Source organism: Nostoc sp. DedQUE02, assembly GCF_034531035.1.
In the GTDB taxonomy this organism is placed as follows: domain Bacteria; phylum Cyanobacteriota; class Cyanobacteriia; order Cyanobacteriales; family Nostocaceae; genus Nostoc.
The window spans coordinates 22,938-45,659 of record NZ_JAVRBY020000033.1; the positions used below are offsets into that span (position 1 = coordinate 22,938).

Here is a 22,722-nt window from a genome sequence, read left to right on the forward strand (position 1 = left end):
GGACTGAAATTCTCCATTTTAGAGATGATAGCCATCTATATGGCTAAAAATTTGGCTTTGCCCAATTGCGGTATGAATCCAGATGTAGATTGGTATTTAGTCCTCTTGAGAGGACTTTAGCTATTAGCCGGGGAATTTATTCCCAGGCGGTAATGGTAAGGATGACTATTTCAACTTAAATTCGTCAAACTTTAAGACTTCCGAATCAGGCTTGCGAGTATCAAAACGATAACTACTTATCGTACCCGTACCTGTATCAAAGATACTGAAAACTGTAATATCATTACTCGCAATGTAAGGCATCGGTTTCCCATCTTCACCCAGTAAAGGGGCAATTGTTGGTACTATCGGTTCTAACCCATTGGGATCGCCAAGCTTAACATAATCCTCTTGATATCCAATTGGTACTTCTCGTTTTCTATCACCCCAAGCAGCACCGTAACTATTACCTACATTAGATGTTTCTAGAAAATGCATTCCACTGGGACTAAGAAAGCGGTTCCACAAATGGGAATGCCCATAAAATACCAATTGCACATTAGCTGCTTCAAGTATTGGAACAACATCGCGAATAATATAATCTGCGTCTTTGGGATATTCGTAACGCACTGCTTTGATATTGTCGCTATCCCGTTCAATTATCTGTACTGGTTCTGTATAAGCAGGAACTATATTATCACCCAAAGTATGAGGCGGATGATGGAACATCACAACTTTGTATTTTGCTTGTTGAAACTCAGGGCTTTTAAGTTCCGATTCTAGCCAATTATATTGCTTACTGCCTTTAGCAATTGGCTCATAAATTACCTGTCCATAACCCCAATTTTCAGGATTATTTAAATCCTTTTCAGCTTCTCGATATCTACCCTTATGCTTTGCATTTAAGCTGGGAGTCCGCCACATATTCGTAGCGTACAATACCACCAAACGCACATCACCAAAACTAACTGCATAATACCTTTTTCCACCCTCTTTACTTTTTGGTAAAGAGAAAATCTCTTCATAGGTATTAGTATTAAAAGAATTATCGATTAAAGATTTATCTGGGTAGATTTTTTGAGCAACGACACGGGGAATTGTATCATCAAATTCATCATTTAAACTTCCCGTCCTCGCAAAGCGTCCCATCACCTCATGATTGCCAATGCAAGTAAACATGGGTGCATGTTGAATTATTTGTCCGCCAATGTAGGTTGTTTTAACACCATCGTGCGTCATTTCATATTTAGCACGACCTTGCAAACCAGGAAACAATGCACCACCACCATTATCATCAAACCATTCTGAGGCGCGATCGCTAACATTGACTAAATCACCAGCAAACCACACACCATCGACTCGTCCAACTGTTTCTACCACCTTTTGCAGATTTGCAGATGTCATCGGCTTTAATTGATGATCTGAGGTCAGTAGAATTTTTAGTGGTGTATCTGATTTGGGAGTAGCTGTGAGGGTAAAAACATCACTGCTAACACTCTCATCGTCTTCTCGTACACTCGTAACCCGATAGTTTACTCGTACATCAGCAGTTAACCCAGTTACCTCAGCCTCATGCCGCCAAATATGACGCTGGACGGGTTTTTGATAGATTTGACCGTCTTCGGTTTGGTTTGCAACTCTTGATTGTTGGTCTTCACGCGTGCGACTAAGTTTGATAGTATTTGCCCTAGCAGTTTGTTTGAGATTTTCGCCGTAGGTTACTGTATGATTAACACCAGCAAACTCAGTAAACCAAACTACTCGCACTGAGGTTTCAGTTGGCAGTTGCAAAAATGGATCGGTGAGCAGTTGGGGTACTGATGTCATAATTGTTTGCCCAAATGAACGCACACTTATCAGAGTAAAGCATATAACAAGCACAAGCATAGCCACTGAGGAGATTTTACGGCGGCTTTTACGTCTGAGCATGAGTAACACACCAAATTTTGTTAATTTTTTACTTCATACATCAAATCAGAGTTTTATACTTGCTTGATTGCCTCATAGATGTTCTACAAGTGTCCGCCATCAAAGATTGCTGCACTATTAATTAGGTATTTTACAGGTGTTTGAGAGTGATAATTGGCGAAACTACTAGAAATTCAAACTAAACGGTTTAGTTTGATATAGAGTAAGTAAAGAGTAAATTTTTGACTTGCTAATGACTAATAATTTCTTGAGAAGTTAGCATGAAATTATAATCGAACTTCAGTTGAGATATTTTCTGCCAAGATGAGCAAAAGAATCAAACAGCAACACTTCTGGCGTCAAATTTTACCAATTTATAGTAAATTGAAATTACCAAACCCATGCCAAATCGTCATTATCCTCCCGCCTACTTACGCTATCTCAGAGCCAGGTTATGGAATCTAGGACGACCTAGTTTTTGGGTAACTGCAATTTTTTTATCTGTAGTTGGGCTAGTAACCTGGGAATACTGGTCAAATCCAGATATTTTCGTTTATAAGCAAAAAAGCCAAGTCGCTTCCGAAAAACCTGTTGATTCGTCCCTATCAGATGAAAACAGAGCGATCGCAGCCGATATTGATAACCTGCCAGCTTTGTTTAATGACTTTGACGAAGCAAACCTCCCATTAACGGCAAATACCCCTAAAGAAAAGACTGAGGCCAAAAACAGCAAAAGCTTATTAGAAGATGTAATTAAAAAACAAAATTCTGCAAGTGATACCAAATTAAATCCTGGTTTAGGCGTTAATGGCAACACCTCCCCAGCCTTGAAAAATCCCTTTGTTGTACAAACAGACAATTTATTGCGTACTGGGACGCTTAATAGTGGTGATCAGTTTCTAGGTCTTAAAACCTTAAATACCGCGTCTGAACCAACAGAGGAAGAACAAGCATCCTCTAGCCTGGATATTGGTTTGACTAATCAAACCAACAAGAATCAAAATTCTCTCTCTATCAACCCTCTGCAAGCAGAACTCAACCAATCGACAAACCAGAAATTGTCTAGCTTCACTAAAATTACTCCAACTCAGACAAATGACTTAGGCCAAGCCTCAGAGGCAGGAACAACGTTAATGCCACCCATCAACAGCTTACCCAGCCAGAATTCTCTACCAAATACTGGCTTAACTACTGGCACAGGTTATCCATCAACGGGTACAAACTTACCGCCAAATTCCTATAACAATTTCAATAACGGTCAGGTATTGCCTAATAATGGTTTAACTACTGGCACAGGTTATCCATCAACGGGTACAAACTTACCGCCAAATTCTTATAACAATTTCAATAACGGTCAAGTAGTGCCTAATGTAGCACCAGTGCCGCTCCCAGTCACTCCTATCGCACCAAGTAATATTGCACCTTACTCTAGCCAGAGTCAAAGTGTTGTTACACCCACAAACCCTGTAGGATATGGGAATTATGGGTTGCAGCAACCGACGCAACCATCACAACCTAATTATGTGTTGCAGCAACCAACACAGTCTAATGCTTTATATCTTCGTCAGATTCGAGACAAATATAGAAGTCCGGGTCAAAACTGATTATAAGTACGTTGGTTAAAAAAATTCTAGCTAAGGTGATTGTGGACTATTTTGAATAACCGGAACTTCTGGTGTTTCTGGTTGTCGCTGTTGTCGTTGCAAATATTTACTCAATACATAAGCCATATCTCCACGCGTAACGGGTTTTAATGGGGAAATATTGCCTTGAGCATCTGTGTTCAGAAATCCCTCGGTAGCTACTGTAGCGATCGCTTTTCTAGCCCAAGTTGGGATAGACTTTTCATCTGGATATGAAGCCAGAGTCTCATTAACAGCGTCATCGGGAAACTGAAATACACCATAAGCCTGAGCGAAAATAGCCAGAGCTTCTGCTTTTGTCACCTTTTGGTTAGGGAAGAATTCATTACCCCGATAGCCTTTCATGATGTCAGTTTTTAAGACTGTCTGTATATCATTAAATGCCCAATGAGAACGAGGAACATCTGGAATCGCTAAATTTTCTTTGTTAACAGCTTCTCTTTTATTTAGCCCAAATGCTTTTACCATAATTGAGGCTAATTCTGCCCTACTCACTAACCTTTCTGGATAAAACTTGCCATCAGAAAAATTTGTCATCCATTTGGCAGCAGTTACCTGTTGAATAGAATCAGATGAGATTCCAGAAGTAGATTCTGGCACTTGAGCAATTGCTGGCAAGCTTTGTAGTAATGCCACTAAAGATAGAGTAATTGAAAGCTGACGCATCACCATAACCACTTTTTGCTGCTAACGGGAATTGAAAAAACTACGTTACTGAGGTTAACGCAAAATTTCATCTTCAGTTAATGACGAATTTGGGCTAGGCGATGTTGCATATCTGCCTGTTATGGGTAATGTATTTAGACTGCCAGTATCAAATGAAGCATGATGCAGATTTGAAAAAGTTTTGAGTAGGTGTGCAGCCTAGCCCTTTTAAGGTAAGTGTAAGTATAGTGAAATCCTTATTTTTCAGGCTAATTTATTTTGCGATCGCTTCTAGTCAATCACTTAATTTTATTCCTAATTGACGTAAGTATTTATTTATATCCTTCTCTGCTTCAGCACGTTGAGCTTCTAATTCGCATAGCTTGATAATCTCCGCCTCAATATCAATTTTGTCATTTTCATCCTTGGGGGTTAGGACATAGCGGTTGATATTGAGAATATATTCATTAGCAGCTAGTTCTTCTAGAGCCACAACTTTGGCATATCCCTCTTCATCTTGAAAGGCTTGGTAAGTTGTGATGATATGAGTGACATCTTCTTCACGCAAGTAATTTTGATTACGGCTCTTTTGATATTCATTACTTGCGTCAATGAACAAAACTTTATTTATACGGTTTTCTTGCTTATCCCGATTAAAAATCAAAATAGCAGTAGGAATACCTGCGCCATAAAATAAATTGGGTGCAAGACCAATTACTGATTCAATTAAATCAGATTCAATAATCTTTCTGCGAATCTCACTTTCTGCACCTCCACGAAATAAAACTCCAAGTGGAACTACTACCCCAGCTTTTCCAGTGTTTTTGAGTGTGGCTAGTATGTGCTGAATAAAAGCAAAGTCACCACTACCTCTAGGAGGAATTCCATAACGAAAGCGACCATAAACATCAATTTTAGCTAGCTCATAACCCCAGTTATGGACGCTAAATGGGGGATTAGAAATTATCCTGTCAAAAAGCATTAATTTACCGCTTTCAACTAATTGTGGTTCGCGGATAGTATCTCCCAAGCGGATGTCAAAATCAAAAATGTCGTGCAAAAGTAAATTAATTTTGGCAAGGCTAAAAGTATTTTGGTTTATCTCTTGTCCATAAAGCAGTAAATCATTTTGCTTATTTCCCAAATGTTTAATTTGCTTGATACATTCAGTCAAAATACCTCCTAATCCACAGCAAGGATCACAAATACTCATTCCTGGTTGTGGTTCAAGCAGACGTACTAAGAGTTCTGCTACCTTCTGCGGAGTAAAAAACTCTCCAGATTTTTTACCAAGACTAGCTGCGAATTGTGCTGTGAAGTATTCACAAGCTTTTCCTAATAAGTCTGGTTTAGCAAAGTATTTATTCTGGAGTTTAATCTCTGAGATATGCCAAATCAATTGGCGTAGCACTTGATCTTGCTTTATAAGGGCAACTTGACTGTGGTTATGTTCAAAATTATAATTTATGAAAATTCCTTGTAATTCTTTGATGCCTGGGTTATAAGTTTCAATAGCTCTACCAGCTTCATTAAGTGCCTGACCAATATTTTCAGGTATTTGCTGTAAATAATTCCATTGCGAAATTGCAGGAAGAAAAAACCGTGGTTTGGCTTTATAAGATTCTTCCTCAAATAAATCAGAGAATCGCTTTAGAAGCAGAAGCCTGAACAAATAGTTAATATAATCATCACCGCTACAAAACCCCCGTAGGATACTAGCAGCAGTCCAAAGTATATCTTTCAAGTATTCTAAAGTAATCATTGCTGTCCTTCCAAAGTTTGAAAAAGAGCAAATTCTGATAAATTATTTCGTGTGTCTAAAATTTCCAAGGTAATGCGGTTAGCTCTTTCAGTAGCTAAAAAAAGTTGAGCTAATTTATTTTGAGTCTCCAAATTAGGTAATGGAATCTTGAGAGTACGTAATTGAGAAATTGGAATCAATTGAATGGTAGAAGATTGCAAGTACAAAGTGGCTAGTTGCTGTTCTAGCCATTTTGAACGCATTAAAACTGCCAAATACACAGGATCAATTTCTACTATGGGGCGGATAACAGCCACGTTATTGCTTGCCAAGCTCCCTTCTAATTTATCTGTAACTACTGACGCTTTTAGAAGCGTACCTCGGTTAGAAATCACGACATCGCCAGTTTTTATTCGATACCGCTCAAGATCAGATAAGCGTAACTGAACCACACTTGGGTTACGTTCAATGTATAGGTACTCAAGATCAGACAAGCTAACAACGCGCTCTGGTCTACCGTTATCGTCTGCATAACGGCTAAGTGTAATTCCTTGGAATATTTCCCCTATTTTCTGAAGAGGCAGAACTGAATGAGACATAAATCTGCTAAGATATCTATTAATAAGCAGTAAGTTACTTATTGCAATTGCAGTAATAAGTTTACTGCTTGGCAGTCTAGCATAGAGCTTGCTAGAATATCCGCAACCAGATTGTAAAACCATGAAAAAAACGCTAGCTGGAGTACCAGTCCAGCAGCGTTGTTTTAATTTCAAAGGTTTGTAATTTGGTTGTCCATCCATTAACGGTCAGGCGCACTGCCTGTTGACCGTCAATTTAATTTGAGGAAAAATTTATGATCTCTCCACCAAATAATCCTAACTCAGATGACTCTCAGTCAGACCCTCTGACATTTTTATCTATGGTGATTAACCGAGAAGACGGGCGTGAGATTCTCAACAAATCCGTTGAATTTCTCGCGCGGATTAGCTATATCCAGCAAGATCGGGCTGAGGCTGTACGCCAAAAAAGGGCTGAGGCTGAGGCACAGCAAAAGATTGAAACTGAGGCTAAAGCTTGTAAAATCCTTATGGCAATAACCATAGAACATGCCAAGGCTCAGGGACTTGACCCTTATAAAGACTTGGACAAACTTCAAAGCAAAAGTTATAACCAGCTTTGTGCTTACGTTAAGCAGCGTTTTCCAGAACTGAGTAATCGTATCCCGCTATATCCTGGTTAAGGTCTTATAATTTTCACTATGGAACACCAAAATGTCTCACAAATGACACTTTGGTGTTCTATTTACATCAGCAAAAATTATTCACAAGCTTTTGATTGTAAAAACTGTAGTGTTATTAAAGATAGAGATTTCAATGTATCTTTAAAATTGAAAAAGTATCTTTCTTTTGCTTGGCTTGACCAAAAACACGAGTCGAGAAAGTGTTGCTGACGCTCTCTTATGAAGCTGAAAATAAACAGTAAAAGGTGTGTAACTTAGGTTATGTTCATCTTAGATAAGTTTTATGGAGCAGTTTTGGCAATGACCGCAGCAGCAGATCCCGTAAAGTTAATGAAGCAAGAAGTTGGCAAAGCCGCCGCCGCCCTAGTCAAATCGGGTTCCATTGTCGGGTTGGGTACGGGGTCAACTACAGCATATACGATTCAGTTTTTGGGCGATCGCCTCAAGTCTGGTGAACTCAAAGATATCATTGGCATACCTACCTCGTTTCAGTCAGAAGTGCTGGCGAAGCAGTATGGTGTCCCCTTGGCCACCTTAGACGCTATCGACCACATCGATATTGCCATTGATGGGGCAGATGAAGTCGATCCGCAGAAGAATTTGATTAAAGGCGGTGGTGCAGCACATACCCGCGAAAAAGTCGTAGACTATCTAGCTGAACAGTTTATCGTCGTGGTAGATAGTGGTAAGTTAGTAGAGCGCTTAGGTTCTAGTTTCGCTGTGCCTGTGGAAGTAATTCCAATGGCAATTACTCCTGTTACCAATGCCATCAAAAAACTCGGTGGCAAACCAGAACTGCGTATGGGTGTAAAAAAAGCTGGCCCAGTGATTACCGATCAAGGCAACTTTGTCTTAGATGTCAGATTTGACTCTATTGAAGATCCAGCCGGACTAGAAAAAACATTGAATAACATTCCCGGCGTTCTGGAAAATGGTATCTTCGTTAACTGCGTCGATTTAGTTTTAATTGGTGAAGTCAAAGATGGTCAGCCATTAGTGCGGCAACTGTAAGAGTTGTAGATTTTACGGAAAGTCTGAGCGCCTGCTTTTGGCGCTCAAACTTGTGAATGAAGAGGTAAGGGGAAATTATTTTTGAGCTGCACCAACAGGAAGAGGTTCACCGAGAATTTTGGCGAATCTTTGCAAATAAAAGTCTACAGGATTTGCTACTGCTTGAATTGACTGGCGATCGCTTAAGCTGTTCCACCATGTCTGCAAACGAGGTGTTTCTGCTGGTAGCGTGAATTTGCGGAAGTGTTCTAGGAGTGGTAAACGTTCAAACCAGGGATAGAAGCTGATATCAACAAGGCTAAACTGATCTCCTAACCAATAACTACCATTAGACACTTTGCCCAATCCTTGTTGTTCAAGATACAAGAGTGCTTCTGTAAACTCTTTTTGTCCTTGTTCTTGTTTTTGGGCATCTTTCCCGCGTAGGAATTTGTTAAATGCAGGTACAAAGCGAGTATTGGCGTAGTCTATCCAAATCCGGGCGATCGCTTTGTTTGCGGGATCGCGGGGTAGTAGAGGTGGTTCTGGAAAAACCTCATCTAAATATTCATTGATGATCGCAGACTCGTAGATTTCAATATCCCCATGTTTGATAGCCGGCACTTTGCCATAAGCGGAAATCTGTGTATACCCATCTGGTTTATTTTGTAAATCAATTTCTATCGGGGTGAAATCAATGCCTTTTTCCAGTAAAACTACACGCGTGCGTTGAGAGAAGGTAGATGCTTTGGCAAAGTACAGTTGTATGTTGCTCATGAAATTCTTTCCTTGTAATTATCGTGAACACAGAATGTTTGAGATTGCCAAACTCAAACGACAGCTTGTAATTATCGCGAACACAGAGCATTTTAAATTGCTAAACTCAAACCAGAGCAACAATACAAAAACTAACTGTGTTGATCCTTACAATTAAATAATTAATTTGACTGGCAGGTATCGATGCAATACTTTTCGGATAAGCTTAACAATCTCTCTTTTGGTCTGGGAAAAGGTTAAAGGGTAAGGGGGAAAGGTGAATTAAAACCTTTCCCTTTCCCCTTTCCCCCAAAACCCGAAAAGTATTGGGTATCGATGCTGTTTGGATATAGTAATCCGATTTGATTCCTGAATTAAGGAGTGAAAACCGGGGACACAACGACTGCGCGGTAGTTGAATCTCGACTTCGCTCGATTACCGCGTAGTCGAAACTCAGTGCATCGCTGGGGACTAGGGACTGGGAAGAAGGAATAAAAGTGTACTGAGTTTTTTTCAGGCAATCAAATATGAGTCCTATATATTACGGTTCATCGGTCAATTTACCGTAGTAAGAAGATTATACAGTCTTTCTGAAATATGTATACCTAACGCGATGTGCGACTTAATATTCTGACCTCACTTCCATTCCTCTCTCTTGCATAAAGGTAGAGCGATTATTCATCGGCTTTTCTAGATTCCGTACAGGAACCGGATGATTTATGTCAAAACTGCCCTGAGATTATTTGTCGGATAAATGTATTATTAATCACAATCATCATCAATTTGATACAAAGATTACTAAAAACGATCATCTTTTATTGCATTAAACTTATTTTCGATTGCGCCAACAGTAAGAGAAGACTAAGGAAGATAGGAATTACACTTGATATAGAGTATAAGAACCCTCAAAAAAGAAATTTTCTTTTTATAATGCTTATGGATTTAATAGTTGAGAATTTAGCCGCAATTGATGATAAACTTTCTCAGCGTCATATTGACCTTGATTCCGGTGGATATTTCATTATTTACTTGGATCGAGATGCAGCGTTAATTTATGCCAAGCATTTTACAAATGTAATTGATGAGCGTGGTTTAGCTGTCGATCCAGAAACAGGAAAGGTAATTCCGGCGCGAGAAAAAGTAGAACGAACTCATACAACAGTTTTTAACGCGAGGACGGCTAAAGAACTTTGCGTGAAGATTTTTGAAGAAACTCAGCCCTCTCCTGTAACTCAATTAAATCATGCAGCTTATTTGGGTAGAGAATTTGTCCGAGCTGAGATTGCTTTAGTCACAGGGCAAGAGTATGTTCAGGATTAAGCCAATTTTAGATTTTTAATTTTGGATTTTGGTAAAGCAGCGCGGCCTTCTCTCTTCTCTACGAGACACTCCGCGTTCGTATAGCGTCTTGTAGAGAAGTTGCTAGGCTCTCCCTGAAGGAAAAATCTAAAATCGTTCGACTGAGCGACTTGCCTTGAGCGGAGCCGAAAGGAGTCGAAGTCTAAAATCTAAAATTGAATCTCCCATTACCCATCAGATGATGGCTGATTTATCTGATAGATATAGTAAGTCGCCATTGGGATAACGGTGGCGGCAATTAACAATCCGACTACCCAAGCAGTAGCATTACCTTGGTCGGTTTCTTCTGCTTTCTTGTAAGTACCTTCAACCTGCACATTGTCAGTAATTTTGGGTGGGCCTGGATCGGCTTTACCAGAAAGAACGGCTACTAGGCGATCGCTTGCATCTAAAAATGCTTGGTTGTATTTATTACCATTGCGTAACGGCACGCTTACTGTTTCAGTAGCTACACTCTCGGCAATAGAGTCAGTAAGCATTGGCTTGACTTGATCCCCAGTAATAATGGCAGTACCATTGGTAACTGTATCAATAACCAATAAGGTTTGATTAGCTTGGGCTTCTTTTGTGGGAAACCATTTTTCAAACAGTTCTTTGCTGAAGCTTTCCGGTGTTTCGCCGTAGTCGAGGCGGCGAACAGTAACAATTCTGACTTCCTTCTGAGTTTGCTTTGCCAAATCCTCGAAAGCGTTGCTAATTTTACCTTCATTCAGACGGCTGATGACTTCACCTTGATCCAAAACCCACGTGTTATTTCCCGGTGTGAGATTGGGTATTTGATAGACACCTGTGGCTAAAGCAGGTGCGACAAACAGCGAGGCTGCTAAAATAACCGTCACCAAAGGTAGAATTAGCTGGATGAGGTGTTTTTGACTGCTAAATACTTGTTTGAGGAGCTGTTTCATCGTGTGATCCCTAAGACAAACTTGCACCAAAAATACTACAGAACCACTGGAAAAATCACCTCTTTCCCGGTTTTCTCCAGTATAAAATTTCTGCTACTGCCAGCAGATATATATTGTACGGGATTTTGGATTACACAAATTTCTTCTCAAGGCATTTGCAAGCATTAACCTGACCCTTACACCCTTGCTAGTGACAAGAAATACCGCCCATTTTGGGAGTTAACCCAAATGCTTAGGGCGGAATTTGCAAACCATCTAGAAATCATATCCTACGATCAATATTTTTGGCAGAATCAAGTATATTTTTTCATATCTGCAAGTAGTTTTTCTTGCCGTAGCCATTAAAGATATGGGCGTTGCTGATTGCGGTATGAAAAATAATTTTGCGTTATTTCAAAATCCTTGTAGAGACGTTGCATTGCAACGTCTCTACATCCAAATTCATTCCTCAATTCAGCAACACCAGATATGAGTGAAAAATAATGCAGAAATATCTCACTGCTAAGTCTCTATAGGACTCATATTTGATTTCTGAAAAAAATCAGTACAACTCAAAAAAGCTTCTTGCCTATTGCCTATTGCCTATTATGATATCTGCATTTTTCTGATATTTTAGCTAAATCTATATCAATAATATATACATGACTATAATTTTAACTAACGACGACGGCATTGATGCCCCTGGTATCCAAGCTCTACTCAAAGCTGTAAAGGGCAAAAATACTATTATCGCTGCTCCTGCCGATCATCAGTCTGGCTGTGGACATCAAGTTACTACTACTCGTGGCATTAACCTCCAGCGACGTTCTCAGACTGAATATGCGATCGCTGGAACTCCTGCTGATTGTGTAAGAATTGCTATATCACAAATTAACGCAGATGTCAAATTTATCCTTTCAGGTATCAACGCTGGCGGTAACTTGGGAGTCGATGTTTATATTTCTGGCACAGTGGCTGCTGTGCGAGAAGGCGCGATGCACGGTATTCCGGGAGTTGCCATTTCTCAGTATCGCAAAGCCAAGCAGAATTTTGATTGGGATCTGGCTGGCAAATTAACAGCTGAAGTTTTAGCAGATTTACTCAAACGTCCTCTAGAACCGGGAAGCTTCTGGAATGTAAACTTGCCGCATCTGCAACCAGGAGAACCAGATCCTAATTTGGTGTTTTGCCAACCCTGTACCAAACCTTTACCCGTGAACTATCGAATTGAGGGCGATGATTTTTATTATGTAGGGGAATATAGCAAACGCGATCGCACTCCTGGTAGCGATGTAGATGTATGTTTTTCAGGCAATATCGCAGTAACTCAGTTAAGGGTTTGACAATTATTGCTACTAGTCATTTAATCCTTGAATTAAGGACATAAACCGATCTACAGTTTGTGTAAGTTCGTGGATTTTTTGTAGTGAATCATGGTGAGATTCTGCAAGAGTCTGTACCGCATTACACAAAGCGACAATTTGATAGCCTTGCTGTTGCACCTGTTGTCCCTGTGTTTCGATTTGGATGCTGAGACTCTCTAATCTTTCTGCAAGACTTTCAATTGTCTCAGTTGTAGAGAGTACTGCTTCCCCAATTTGCTCAACAATAGATTCCAAACGATTTATTTTTACTTCTACCCCTGCTGAAATCATTTCCTTACACCCTAATTTTGAGATAGCATTTTAGTACGATTCTTAATAGCAATTGAAATAATTAATCCCAGTATAAACATTAGATAACACTGGGATTACGTTGAAGAAGAATTCAGAAGTTAGAATTCAGGAGCAAAGCCGGAGACGTTTCCGTTGCTCCAGTCAGAATCAAGAGCGTGGGGGATTCAGACCCACCACTGTCTTGTTGACCATTAAACCGTTCGCGCAGCGTCTCTGAAAGAGAAAATTTAGTGGGGGTATTAAACCCTTTGATTCAGACGCTTTTTCACACAGAATTCAATTCTGTTAGCGGATAGCTAGGGTTTAGCTCATTCTGACCCCTGAATTCCGTTTTGACAATATGTATGATTTCCTTCTTTAATGCTTCTACCCAATGTTGTATTTAGCTATTTATAGTTCACGAGGCAGATCGTTTTTAGCGTCTCCCTTTGAGAGAAGACAAAAGGAGCCGACACTTAATTAAAAACGTGGAACTTAAAACTTAACTAAGATTAGGTAAAGTATAGTTAAAATAAATACTTTTAATTAAGCTAAGTTTCTAGTATAATCAAGCCCCAATAATTATATTCTTCTCATGCTTTGTTACCTCTACGCTGGAAGCGGTTTGTTATAAAATTAACACAAACCCTTTATTTGATCGAATTTTCCTGACTGTGCCAATTTTAGATTAAAGAATCTTTTGGTTTATGCCAGACTAACGTTTTGCCATGCCCCCTTGTGGGTAACACAAATCCAAAATCAAAAATTTAAAATCTGCTGACTCTTTCTATTACAATGCTTTCAGAACGTTTTACCGCAGCCCTCACCTACGCCACCGAACTGCACGCCAACCAAGTTCGTAAAGGTTCGGGTGTGCCTTATGTTGCACATTTATTAGGTGTCACCAGTATTGCTTTAGAATACGGGGCAAATGAAGATGAAGCGATCGCAGCTTTATTACACGATGCGATCGAAGACCAAGGTGGCGCTGCAACACGCGAAGAAATTCGCCGTCGCTTTGGCGAAAATGTAACAGCAATTGTAGATGGTTGTACTGACGCTGATACAGATCCAAAACCCCCTTGGCGACAACGCAAGGAAGCATATATTGCTCATATTCCTACTGCTTCCCCATCAGTTTTGCTTGTCTCATCAGCAGATAAACTTTACAACGCCCAGTCTATTCTCAAAGATTACCGTATTTTGGGCGAATCACTTTGGGAACGGTTTCAGGGACGCAAAGATGGTACTCTTTGGTATTATCGGGCGCTTGTGGATGCCTTCAGAAAGACAGGAACCACTGGAATAATTGAGGAATTAGAACGGGTAATTGTCCAAATTGAGCTATTAGCTTCTCAATAAAAATTTTCTTTCCTCAGAAATAGAAAAAAGATTCATACTAAACTATACAAATAGCCTTTTTACAGACACGATATAGTCATATCTCTCACGAACAACTTTTGACTTTTAGGTTCTCTCTCTAGATAAAAAATCTTTCTCTCGGTAGATAGGTGTAGTTAAATTATTATGGCTGCTATGTTACCAATATGACAATAGTAAGACAGAACGCTCTAAATCCAAACCTAAATCCTTCAGTGAGTCCTCCAGAAAACGTGGCAGAAAAGTATATGGAAGCAGAGCGTATGCATGATGTTCTGCTTTTATTACAAAACTTGATTAACAGTGAAGAAGCCACTGTAAAACTAATTCTGGATTGTCTTTATGATGTTGGTTCAGTCAATCTGATCAATCAAAAGCTTCGCCTGAAACCCTTAAATAGGGTGATGAAATTAATTGCCAGAATGTCCAAACCAGTTTTTAGAGTCATAGCTTTAAATTGGTTTAAAAAGAACTGTCCGCAATTGATTACTAATTGGCTACATACACAGGTTGCTTTTGAAAAACCCCAAAATACACCCCAACAAGTTCCTATCGAAGTTGTACAACTAGAACCATATTCCATACCGCAAAAAGAAATTCTGAGCCAAGAAATTAAAAATCTCCGCTATCAAGTTAGATGGTTAGCTGGGATTTCAATAACAGCGATCGCTATTTTAGTCGTAACAGCCATTCGGTTAAATTGAAACCTATAAATTATGAATTATGAAGTATGAATATTATGCCTCTGCCCAAACCGATCTTGGAGGATATTGAAATACATCTGCTTTTGGAAGGTCTTTATCAGTACTATGGTTATGACTTTCGCGATTATGCTCTTTCTTCACTCAAGCGCCGCATTCAGAGTTTCATGCAGTTAGAGGGTTTAACAAATGTTTCTGCATTGCAAGAGCGGTTACTCCACAACCGTGTCTATTTGGAACGATTTTTGCTTGCTCTGACGGTGAATGTAACCTCAATGTTTCGCGATCCCAGCTTTTATAACACCTTCAGAAATCAAGTTATCCCCTTCTTGCAAACCTATCCATTTATTCGTATCTGGCACGCTGGATGTTCAACTGGTGAAGAAGTATATTCAATGGCAATTTTACTGCAAGAAGAAGGACTTTACCATCGTTGCCGTATATATGCCACTGATACGAACGAGAAGGTATTACAAAATGCCAAAAGTGGGATTTTCCCTTTGAAAATGATGCAGGAATATACTCATCTTTATCTGAAAGCAGGTGGCAAGAAGTCTTTCTCAGAATATTATACAGCAGCTTATGATAACGCGATTTTTCGAGCATCCCTAAGAGAAAATGTTGTTTTCGCCCAGCATAATTTAGCAACTGACAGTTCTTTTAATGAGTTTAATGTTATTCTTTGTCGTAATGTCCTCATATATTTCAATCAAGTACTTCAAAAGCGGGTACATGAACTTTTTTATAATAGTCTCTGCACCTTTGGAATCTTGGGTTTAGGAAAACAAGAATCTATCAGGTTCACCTCTCATGAGCAGCACTATGAAGAGATAATCAAAGGTGAGAAAATATATAAGAAAATTGCAGGTGCTTGAAGAGAATATTCTGAGAAAAAAACTGTATTATGAATGAGAAATTATCGTCAAGTAATTAATGCCCCATGCCCAATCAACCAAAAAATTTTAGAAATAAAATTATGCTCGTTGTCAAAAGACAGTCTGTCAAACATTTTTTATTGTGTTCAGAAGATAAATAAAGCGATCGCTTAAGGTAAATTACACATTAAAGTCTTAAAGGAGATTGTCGATGCAACTTCTCGAATGTCCTCCTGTTGCAGTCATTGCTGGAGAAAATGCGGTTCATGTTTCTCAACTACCTTCTATATGGCAAGACATTGCTAGAGGAACCACGAGTGTCGGACTTTCCCAACCCCAAAGCTATGTTGAGATGGCACAGTTATTTTTGTATAAATTAGAACGTGGTGATGTTGATTTATTTAGCGATCGCCCCCAACTAGCTCACTTGATATCGGCATTTTCCCAGCTATTTGCACAACTAGCATGGGAAACTCTAGAGTTTTTTGGGCAAGACTTTCTCAAACACAGCTATCCGAACTTTGCAGAAATTCTCCGTGATGTGGAGTCAAAAGGAACAGAATATGCTAATGAAGTAAAAGTGGCTCGCATTGGTATAGATTTGTTCAACGAGTTTGGTTATGAACTACCAGCAAGTTTCTATCATGTGCATTTAGCACCAATTTACCGCGATCATGTTTTTGAAGAACGTGCCTTGCGATTCGATCAACGCGATATCGAACACAAACGTTCTTGGGATGCCATACTCCATGCAGGTAAGGTGTTTGCTATCCAAATGAAGGTGCAAAGTATTGCTTCTAAATACGGTTTTACTTATCAGCATGGCTGCGGTTGCAACTCTCATCTATCTTCCATTGATGTATCTCGTGGGGCGTTTGAATATGAATTGAGTCCTGAAAAACGCCAGCGATGGATTCGCAGTTTCATCTGGACTGCTTGGTATGAGTATGCCTTCTTTGCGATCGTACCAAATACAAGTTATTTGGTTTAATGCCTTGTACCGCAATACAGTTTGGTTAAAGGGGAAAGGGGAAAGGTTTTGAATACATCCTTTACTTTACCCTTTACCCCCGCCCCTTATCCCCAGACCACATGGAAAGTGAAAAATGCTTATCCGAAATGTATTGCTTTGTACCCCGATTCGTAATTCGTAATTTTGGGATTTGAAATGAGGGGAATAAATAATGTTTCTGATCTCCTGATATTATGTTCGGCTGATTTTGGAAAACCAGTCATAGTCTCAGCTTAGGTATTTTTGGAGAAGTCTAAAAAATTATGACTGGATTACCTGTTGTTCTTTGGTTACGTCAGCTAGTTTTTGGCTTCAGCTTAAGCTGTCTACTTTTACTTTCGGGTTGTATTACAGATAATTCCACTGTTGGTAACACACTTACAGTTGCTACAGAACCTACCTTTCCGCCTTTCGAGTTTCAATCTGCTAGTGGAGAGTTGCAAGGCTTTGACATTGATTTGATGAATGCGATCGCTCAATCTGCTGGCTTTAAAATTAAGTATCAAAATATGCCTTTTGCTGGGATGATTCCAGCATTGCAAGCGCAAAGTGTAGATGCCGCAGTTGCGGCAATGACGATTACTGCCGAACGCGCAAAAACAATTTCTTTCTCGCGTCCTTACTTCAAATCAGGGCTAGCGATCGTCACCCGCACAGATAATCAAAACATTAGCAATTTCGGCGATCTTAAAAACAAAACCATTGGCGTGCAAATTGGCACAACTGGCGCACAGAAGGCTAAAAGTATTCCCGGTGCTGAAATTCGCACTTTTAATGATTCACCTTTAACCTTTCAAGCATTAATCAATGGTAATGTCGATGCCATTCTTAACGATCGAGTTGTTATCTTATATGGCATAAAAAGCGGCAACCTCAAGGGACTCAAAGTGGCCAGCAGTCTGCTTACAGAAGAATTTTATGGCATTCCTACACCCAAAGGATCGCCCAACCTGCAAGCGATTAACCAAGGTCTAGAAACGGTGCTGAAAAATGGTATTTACACCAAAATCTACCAAAAGTGGTTTGGTATCCAACCGCCACAACTACCAGAAAAATCACCCATCGAAAACCAGACTTCCGAAAAAGGCATATCCCAACTATTTACCTCACTAAGCATTATTTTTAAGTCTCTACCCACCTTGCTAAGTGGGGCTTTAGTAACACTTGAACTCACAGCAATCTCAGTTTTGCTGGGGATGATTGGGGGTACACTGATTGGAATTGTTCGCCTTTTACCCACCCCGCCTTTGCCCTGGATTGCTAGAGCGTATGTAGATTTTTTCCGGGGAACACCGTTGCTGGTGCAGATTTTTATGGTTTACTTTGGGTTGCCTGCTTTAGCGCAAAATTTTGGTTTCACCTTCACTTTAAATCGTTTAGCAGCAGGGGTGATTGCATTGAGTCTCAATAGCGCTGCTTACATTGCTGAAGTTGTCCGCGCGGGCATTCAATCAATTGAGCCAGGGCAAGCAGAAGCCTCTAAATCACTGGGTTTAAGCTCAGTGCAAACGATGCGCTATGTAATCTTTCCTCAAGCCCTGCGGCGGATGCTGCCACCTCTGGGCAATGAGTTCATTAGCTTGCTCAAAGACACCAGCTTAGTCGCGATCATCGGGTTTGAAGAGTTGTTCCGCAAAGGACAGTTGATTGTCGCTGAGAACTATCGTTCATTTGAGATTTACGCCACTGTCGCCTTGGTTTATTTATTCCTCACCTTGCTTTCTTCTCAAGCGTTTAGTCGCTTGGAGCGATCGCTCAATCCCATTAAAGAAAAAAGCAAGTAAGTTTTAAGAACTCGGTTCAAAAACCATTTGCGGAATTAACACTTCATCTTGTAAGTGTCCAACACCTAAAAAGCGAGTCTCTTCTTCATAAACTCGCACGATTCCAATAACATCAGAATTTAGAGAAACTCGCTGACCTTGACACCATTTTTGAGCAGATGTTGCTGGTAAAGTCACAGACAACAAATGTTGTAAGGCTGCATCAGGAGCGAGGGGTTGAAACGTCCCGCCTTGCAATTTAGTTTCTAAGTCGGTGAAAGTGAGACTATCTGTTAAATCGAAACCACTGCTTTGAGTACGGATCAAAGCCGCAAGAGTGCCACCAGTTTTTAAGATTGCACCTAAGTCACGAGCGATCGCTCTAATATATGTACCAGAACCACAAGCGATCGCTACATCCAATTCGGGAAAATCTCCTTCTCTCCAGTCCAAAATATCTATCTGAAAAATTTCCACTGTTCGCACTGGAACTTCCACCATTTTCCCTTGGCGTGCTAAGTCGTAGAGACGTTTCCCATCCACTTGAATTGCACTATAATTCGGTGGGATTTGCTCAATCTTGCCTTCAAATTGTGCCAGTGCAGTTTTCACCTCTGCCAAACTCAATCCCGGACAAGCTTGAGAACTAATGATTTCACCTTCTAAATCATCGGTTGTAGTCCGCACACCCAAACGAATCGTAGCCTTGTAAGCTTTATTTTCTGGCAGATATTGCAATAATCTTGTGGCTTTACCAAGTGCGATCGGTAAAACCCCTGTAGCTGCTGGATCTAAGGTTCCCGCATGTCCTACACGCTTGAGGCGCAGCAATTTTCGCACCCGCGCTACGCAGTCGTGGGAAGTCCAGTCAAATGGTTTGTTTAAGTTGAGAAAACCTTGAAATAACACAAAATCAATACTAACAGCTTCTAAACTCTATTAAATACTTATTTACTGCTCAAAGCATTAATATTTAGCAATCAAAGTTTATTGAAACAAAATTCAGGAGTCAGGAGTCAGAATTCATTCTGACCGAAAAAACGGATAGCGAGTCGTAAAGAGCGTCAAGATTTCTGAATTTTGAATTCTCTATTCTGCATTATTCTTCTATTCTGCATTATTTTATCAGTATCAAGACATTCTCTAAGCACTTTACCGAATAATATCCAAAAAGTGCAGATAACGCCGAGTATTTTCCGCAAATATCACGATGTCATTTATAACTTTCAACATATAAAACTGTAATAATCAAGAAACTTAATAGAAAACTTCATGAAAGTTTTGATTGTCAATCAAAGATTTTACTGTAGCGCTTTGAGCAAAACAACTATCAATAATTTTTACTAACATAAATCAAATGAAAAAATCAATCTTCACTACTACATTGCTTTTTTGCTCTATGTTGATTGTGAGTTGTAGTAACTTAGACAATAGTGTTTCTCAAGAGAATAAAGTTAATCCAACAAATACTGCAATAGCTACACAAGTTAATTCTGAATCTATTTCTGTAAGTCAAGTAAAACTAGATAACAGTAAAAAAACTATTAAGTCAGCTTCAACTAAAAAAACATCTGCTAAAAACAATCAATCCAAGGAAATTAAAAACGATAATCCAAGTTTTGGTACTATCAAAGATATGCAAAACGGAGACTTGAAATGCTACGTTACTGTTGTCGATGAAAATGGGAAAGTATATGAAGGTGTCGGTGCAGTCTTTGAGGTTTGCGAACCAGAGAAATACGTCAACAAAAAAGTAAAAATGTCTTATTCTCTAGAGAACGTCAGTGATTGCCAAAGTTCTGAGCCTTGCGGAAAAACAATCAAAGAATGGTTAATTAGCAAGATAGAAATTCAAGAGCAATAATTATATCATGTCCGCCTGATTGCTTGTTAAACCCGAATCACCCCACCCCGCCAAAGCTGTGCTTTGTCTCCCCTCCCAAAGAGCGGGGTGGGGTTGGGGGTGGGGTTCTTTTATTATGGGTAATTTGGCGGACATGATATTACAATATGCTTTTTAAAATTATCTAAATCAACGTGAGTTCGACAAGCCCTTTTTTGACCTCTCCCCCAACCCTTCTCCGTGTCGGAGAGGGGAGCCAAAATCCTAATTGATCGTTGCTCCTCCCTTTCTCCGTGGGAGAGGGAGGTTGGGAGGGAGAGGTTTATCGAACTCACGTTAAATCAAGTGGATAATTGACCAGTTGGGCATATTTTCGGTAAGCTAACTGTAACTTTAGTTCCTTGCCCCACTTCACTCGACAAGGTAATATTGCCACTATGTAACTCGACACAAGCTTTAGCGATCGCTAGCCCTAAGCCTGTACCAGGAATTGTGTCAACGTTACTTCCACGGCTGAAGGATTGAAACAAATTTTCTTGATCTGCCATCGGGATACCAATTCCCCCATCTTTAATGTAAAAAATAGCTTCTGATTCTTTGCCAATCAGGTGGAATTCTACACTACCTCCATCTGGAGAATACTTAATTGCATTGGACATCAAGTTAATAAAAATTTGTTGCAAAAGCCCGCGATCGCCCCAAAATAAATGATTATTACCAGTAATTTTAAAAATCAATTCGTGGCGATCGTCTACTGTTTCTCGCTCTTGTTCTAAAAGGTCAGAAAAAAATTGCAGTAAATCGACTGATATTGGTTGAAACTTGGGTTTTTCCAGTTCAAGTTGGTTAACCAGAAGCATATTATCCACAAGTTTGGACATATACCTGGCTTTCTGCTCAATGATTCCCAAGAACCTGTGTTGTTTAGACTCATCTAATTGCTGGCTATGTTTTACCAAAGTTGATGCCGCAGCCAGAATTGAAGTTAGCGGCGTTCGATACTCATGGGAAACCGTTGTAATTATTTGGGATTTAAATACATTGAGTTGCTTTTCTTTGGCAAGGGCTGCTTGAGTTTGGGCTAATAATTCCGCTTGTTGAATCGCGATCGCTAACTGTACTGATACTTCATTGAGCATTTCTGCATCATCAGTTTGCCAATGTCGTTCCCCGGAATTATGGTGAGCAATCAATAAACCCCAAAGTTTGGGCGTTGGGTTCCCATTGTTGCTCAGATTAATCGGAACTACCAGATTTGCCTTAGTATTAAATTGCTCTTTTAGATTGACACAATTACACAAGCCAAGCTCATAAATATAAGGGATTGGGGATTGGGAATTAGGCACAAAAGGCAGAGGGGCGGAGGGGCAGAGGGGCACAGGGGAAAGACCTACTGCAACTTCTCCTCGGTCACTGAGCGTAGCCGAAGTGCTGCTCCCCTGCTCCCCTGCTCCTCGGTCACTGAGCGACTTGCCTTGAGCGAAGTCGAAAGGAGCCGAAGTGCTGCTCCCCTGCTCCCCAGCCCTAGCCCCGACGCGATCGCACAATGCCACAGTGCGGTATGACTCAATTGATGAGGCGACTATCTTACCATCTCTATCTGGGGCAAACTGATAAACCATCACGCGATCGCACTTCAGAAGTTGCTGAACCTCAGCTACAGCCGTATTCAAAATTTGCTCTAGATTAAGAGACTGGCGAATTCGTAAAGCAGTTGTGGCAATTAGGCGTTGTCTCTCCTGAGTTTTGAGCAGTTGCGCTTGCAAGCACAACTGCTTAATGGCGTTGCGGACTGCTAGTTGCAGCACATCCTGTGTCAGATTTTGCTTGACTAAGTAATCCAAAGCACCCCGTTTCATTACCTGCACAGCGATTTCTTCATCACCGCGCCCTGTCAACATAATCACGGGGACAGAAGTCTTAAATATCTCCTGCTGGATGCGATCGAAAAGTTCTAACCCACTCATATCAGGTAGGCAAAAATCCAGCAAAATGACATCGCAGCGTACTTTTTGGCACAAAGCAAGTCCTTCTTCTGCACAGTCTGCCTCCAAAATCTGGTAGGACTGGTGCGGATCTTTCAAAAGATATCGACGATAGATTTTCCGATCTGCGGCACAATCATCGATGATAAGTAGCGTCCATGTGTCCAACATTAAGGTTATGAGGATCAGGGAGCCATATAGATCCCTTTTATCCAGATTGTGTTTTCTTGCATAATTCTAAAAATAATATAAAATAAGTGTAAATAAAATTTAAATTCTTTAGTAATCCTAAAGAAATACCAAATAGTCAAAAACAGGAGAATGGGGAAAAGGAATCTAACAGAGACAAACAGACACAGTGAC

The 22,722-nt window shown here is 40.1% G+C and carries 20 protein-coding genes; 11 read left to right on the forward strand and 9 right to left on the reverse strand.

The annotated features are described in order from the left end of the window. Positions 1-165: 165 nt before the first annotated feature. Positions 166-1,806, reverse strand: coding sequence for a metallophosphoesterase family protein (locus RMX98_RS22375; protein ID WP_322680834.1), 1,641 nt, complete (start codon positions 1,804-1,806; stop codon positions 166-168). A 482-nt stretch (positions 1,807-2,288) separates the two neighbouring features. Here RMX98_RS22375 and RMX98_RS22380 point away from each other — a divergent pair, with 482 nt between their 5' ends. After that, a complete protein-coding gene (locus RMX98_RS22380) occupies positions 2,289-3,491 on the forward strand; it encodes a hypothetical protein (protein ID WP_409881742.1) in 1,203 nt (400 codons plus the stop codon). 30 nt (positions 3,492-3,521) lie between these two features. On the opposite strand, the gene RMX98_RS22385 is transcribed toward RMX98_RS22380, so the two are convergent. From RMX98_RS22385 to RMX98_RS22395, 3 genes are all read right to left on the reverse strand, one after another. Further along, positions 3,522-4,202 (reverse strand): S-layer homology domain-containing protein, encoded by a 681-nt coding sequence (locus RMX98_RS22385; RefSeq protein WP_409881506.1) that lies wholly within the window; start codon positions 4,200-4,202, stop codon positions 3,522-3,524. Positions 4,203-4,470: 268 nt separating this feature from the next. Continuing rightward, entirely contained in the window at positions 4,471-5,937 is a 1,467-nt protein-coding gene (locus RMX98_RS22390; RefSeq protein WP_322680832.1) for an N-6 DNA methylase, read from the reverse strand. Next, positions 5,934-6,515, reverse strand: a complete 582-nt coding sequence (locus RMX98_RS22395) for a restriction endonuclease subunit S (RefSeq protein ID WP_171974115.1) — start codon at positions 6,513-6,515, stop codon at positions 5,934-5,936. Before RMX98_RS22395 ends, RMX98_RS22390 begins: the two co-directional genes overlap by 4 nt. Positions 6,516-6,769: 254 nt before the next feature. On the opposite strand from RMX98_RS22395, the gene RMX98_RS22400 reads away from it, so the two are divergent. Together RMX98_RS22400 and rpiA are read left to right on the forward strand one after the other, a co-directional pair. Then, positions 6,770-7,156 carry a hypothetical protein gene (locus RMX98_RS22400; protein WP_322680831.1) on the forward strand — a complete coding sequence of 129 codons (387 nt, stop codon included), beginning with the start codon at positions 6,770-6,772 and terminating at the stop codon, positions 7,154-7,156. Positions 7,157-7,456: 300 nt separating this feature from the next. Further along, the gene (gene rpiA / locus RMX98_RS22405) at positions 7,457-8,167 is read left to right on the forward strand and encodes a ribose-5-phosphate isomerase RpiA (RefSeq protein WP_099099407.1); all 711 of its coding nucleotides are present in this window, start codon (positions 7,457-7,459) and stop codon (positions 8,165-8,167) included. Positions 8,168-8,242: 75 nt separating this feature from the next. Here rpiA and RMX98_RS22410 read toward each other — a convergent pair whose 3' ends face one another. Next, positions 8,243-8,923, reverse strand: a complete 681-nt coding sequence (locus tag RMX98_RS22410; protein WP_322680830.1) for a glutathione S-transferase family protein — start codon at positions 8,921-8,923, stop codon at positions 8,243-8,245. A 915-nt stretch (positions 8,924-9,838) separates the two neighbouring features. Between RMX98_RS22410 and RMX98_RS22415 the strand changes: the two genes are divergently transcribed. Beyond that, positions 9,839-10,222 (forward strand): DUF4346 domain-containing protein, encoded by a 384-nt coding sequence (locus RMX98_RS22415; protein ID WP_322680829.1) that lies wholly within the window; start codon positions 9,839-9,841, stop codon positions 10,220-10,222. Between the two features lie 206 nt (positions 10,223-10,428). Here RMX98_RS22415 and psb32 read toward each other — a convergent pair whose 3' ends face one another. Continuing rightward, positions 10,429-11,166: a photosystem II repair protein Psb32 gene (gene psb32 / locus RMX98_RS22420; protein WP_322680828.1), complete on the reverse strand. Its 738-nt coding sequence runs from the start codon at positions 11,164-11,166 to the stop codon at positions 10,429-10,431. 641 nt (positions 11,167-11,807) lie between these two features. On the opposite strand from psb32, the gene surE reads away from it, so the two are divergent. Further along, entirely contained in the window at positions 11,808-12,488 is a 681-nt protein-coding gene (surE, locus tag RMX98_RS22425) for a 5'/3'-nucleotidase SurE (RefSeq protein ID WP_322680827.1), read from the forward strand. 12 nt (positions 12,489-12,500) lie between these two features. On the opposite strand, the gene RMX98_RS22430 is transcribed toward surE, so the two are convergent. After that, a complete protein-coding gene (locus RMX98_RS22430) occupies positions 12,501-12,800 on the reverse strand; it encodes a hypothetical protein (RefSeq protein WP_322680826.1) in 300 nt (99 codons plus the stop codon). 795 nt (positions 12,801-13,595) lie between these two features. Here RMX98_RS22430 and RMX98_RS22435 point away from each other — a divergent pair. The 5 genes from RMX98_RS22435 to RMX98_RS22455 all read left to right on the forward strand — a co-directional run bounded on the left by RMX98_RS22435 (position 13,596) and on the right by RMX98_RS22455 (position 18,552). Beyond that, positions 13,596-14,162, forward strand: a complete 567-nt coding sequence (locus RMX98_RS22435; RefSeq protein ID WP_322680825.1) for an HD domain-containing protein — start codon at positions 13,596-13,598, stop codon at positions 14,160-14,162. Positions 14,163-14,347: 185 nt separating this feature from the next. Beyond that, positions 14,348-14,884, forward strand: a complete 537-nt coding sequence (locus tag RMX98_RS22440) for a hypothetical protein (protein ID WP_322680824.1) — start codon at positions 14,348-14,350, stop codon at positions 14,882-14,884. Between the two features lie 35 nt (positions 14,885-14,919). Continuing rightward, on the forward strand, positions 14,920-15,756 hold the full coding sequence (locus RMX98_RS22445) for a protein-glutamate O-methyltransferase CheR (RefSeq protein WP_322680823.1): 837 nt from the start codon (positions 14,920-14,922) through the stop codon (positions 15,754-15,756). Between the two features lie 211 nt (positions 15,757-15,967). Further along, complete coding sequence (locus tag RMX98_RS22450) at positions 15,968-16,747, forward strand: hypothetical protein (RefSeq protein ID WP_322680822.1); 780 nt, start codon at positions 15,968-15,970, stop codon at positions 16,745-16,747. A 284-nt stretch (positions 16,748-17,031) separates the two neighbouring features. Next, a complete protein-coding gene (locus RMX98_RS22455; protein WP_322680821.1) occupies positions 17,032-18,552 on the forward strand; it encodes an ABC transporter permease subunit in 1,521 nt (506 codons plus the stop codon). A 3-nt stretch (positions 18,553-18,555) separates the two neighbouring features. On the opposite strand, the gene truB is transcribed toward RMX98_RS22455, so the two are convergent. Beyond that, positions 18,556-19,440, reverse strand: a complete 885-nt coding sequence (truB, locus tag RMX98_RS22460; protein ID WP_322680820.1) for a tRNA pseudouridine(55) synthase TruB — start codon at positions 19,438-19,440, stop codon at positions 18,556-18,558. Between the two features lie 448 nt (positions 19,441-19,888). On the opposite strand from truB, the gene RMX98_RS22465 reads away from it, so the two are divergent. Continuing rightward, the gene (locus RMX98_RS22465; RefSeq protein WP_322680819.1) at positions 19,889-20,395 is read left to right on the forward strand and encodes a hypothetical protein; all 507 of its coding nucleotides are present in this window, start codon (positions 19,889-19,891) and stop codon (positions 20,393-20,395) included. Between the two features lie 320 nt (positions 20,396-20,715). Here the strand turns inward: RMX98_RS22465 and RMX98_RS22470 are convergent, their stop codons facing one another. Next, complete coding sequence (locus RMX98_RS22470) at positions 20,716-22,530, reverse strand: ATP-binding protein (protein ID WP_322680818.1); 1,815 nt, start codon at positions 22,528-22,530, stop codon at positions 20,716-20,718. Positions 22,531-22,722: the final 192 nt, after the last annotated feature.

Excerpts from the sequence above, each read along its gene's own strand:
- RMX98_RS22375 (WP_322680834.1), bottom strand. The coding sequence starts at position 1,806 with ATGACATCAGTACCCCAACTGCTCACCGATCCATTTTTGCAACTGCCA.
- RMX98_RS22380 (WP_409881742.1), top strand. The coding sequence starts at position 2,289 with ATGCCAAATCGTCATTATCCTCCCGCCTACTTACGCTATCTCAGAGCC.
- RMX98_RS22385 (WP_409881506.1), bottom strand. The coding sequence starts at position 4,202 with ATGGTGATGCGTCAGCTTTCAATTACTCTATCTTTAGTGGCATTACTA.
- RMX98_RS22390 (WP_322680832.1), bottom strand. The coding sequence starts at position 5,937 with ATGATTACTTTAGAATACTTGAAAGATATACTTTGGACTGCTGCTAGT.
- RMX98_RS22395 (WP_171974115.1), bottom strand. The coding sequence starts at position 6,515 with ATGTCTCATTCAGTTCTGCCTCTTCAGAAAATAGGGGAAATATTCCAA.
- RMX98_RS22400 (WP_322680831.1), top strand. The coding sequence starts at position 6,770 with ATGATCTCTCCACCAAATAATCCTAACTCAGATGACTCTCAGTCAGAC.
- rpiA (WP_099099407.1), top strand. The coding sequence starts at position 7,457 with ATGACCGCAGCAGCAGATCCCGTAAAGTTAATGAAGCAAGAAGTTGGC.
- RMX98_RS22410 (WP_322680830.1), bottom strand. The coding sequence starts at position 8,923 with ATGAGCAACATACAACTGTACTTTGCCAAAGCATCTACCTTCTCTCAA.
- RMX98_RS22415 (WP_322680829.1), top strand. The coding sequence starts at position 9,839 with ATGGATTTAATAGTTGAGAATTTAGCCGCAATTGATGATAAACTTTCT.
- psb32 (WP_322680828.1), bottom strand. The coding sequence starts at position 11,166 with ATGAAACAGCTCCTCAAACAAGTATTTAGCAGTCAAAAACACCTCATC.
- surE (WP_322680827.1), top strand. The coding sequence starts at position 11,808 with ATGACTATAATTTTAACTAACGACGACGGCATTGATGCCCCTGGTATC.
- RMX98_RS22430 (WP_322680826.1), bottom strand. The coding sequence starts at position 12,800 with ATGATTTCAGCAGGGGTAGAAGTAAAAATAAATCGTTTGGAATCTATT.
- RMX98_RS22435 (WP_322680825.1), top strand. The coding sequence starts at position 13,596 with ATGCTTTCAGAACGTTTTACCGCAGCCCTCACCTACGCCACCGAACTG.
- RMX98_RS22440 (WP_322680824.1), top strand. The coding sequence starts at position 14,348 with ATGACAATAGTAAGACAGAACGCTCTAAATCCAAACCTAAATCCTTCA.
- RMX98_RS22445 (WP_322680823.1), top strand. The coding sequence starts at position 14,920 with ATGCCTCTGCCCAAACCGATCTTGGAGGATATTGAAATACATCTGCTT.
- RMX98_RS22450 (WP_322680822.1), top strand. The coding sequence starts at position 15,968 with ATGCAACTTCTCGAATGTCCTCCTGTTGCAGTCATTGCTGGAGAAAAT.
- RMX98_RS22455 (WP_322680821.1), top strand. The coding sequence starts at position 17,032 with ATGACTGGATTACCTGTTGTTCTTTGGTTACGTCAGCTAGTTTTTGGC.
- RMX98_RS22465 (WP_322680819.1), top strand. The coding sequence starts at position 19,889 with ATGAAAAAATCAATCTTCACTACTACATTGCTTTTTTGCTCTATGTTG.
- RMX98_RS22470 (WP_322680818.1), bottom strand. The coding sequence starts at position 22,530 with ATGTTGGACACATGGACGCTACTTATCATCGATGATTGTGCCGCAGAT.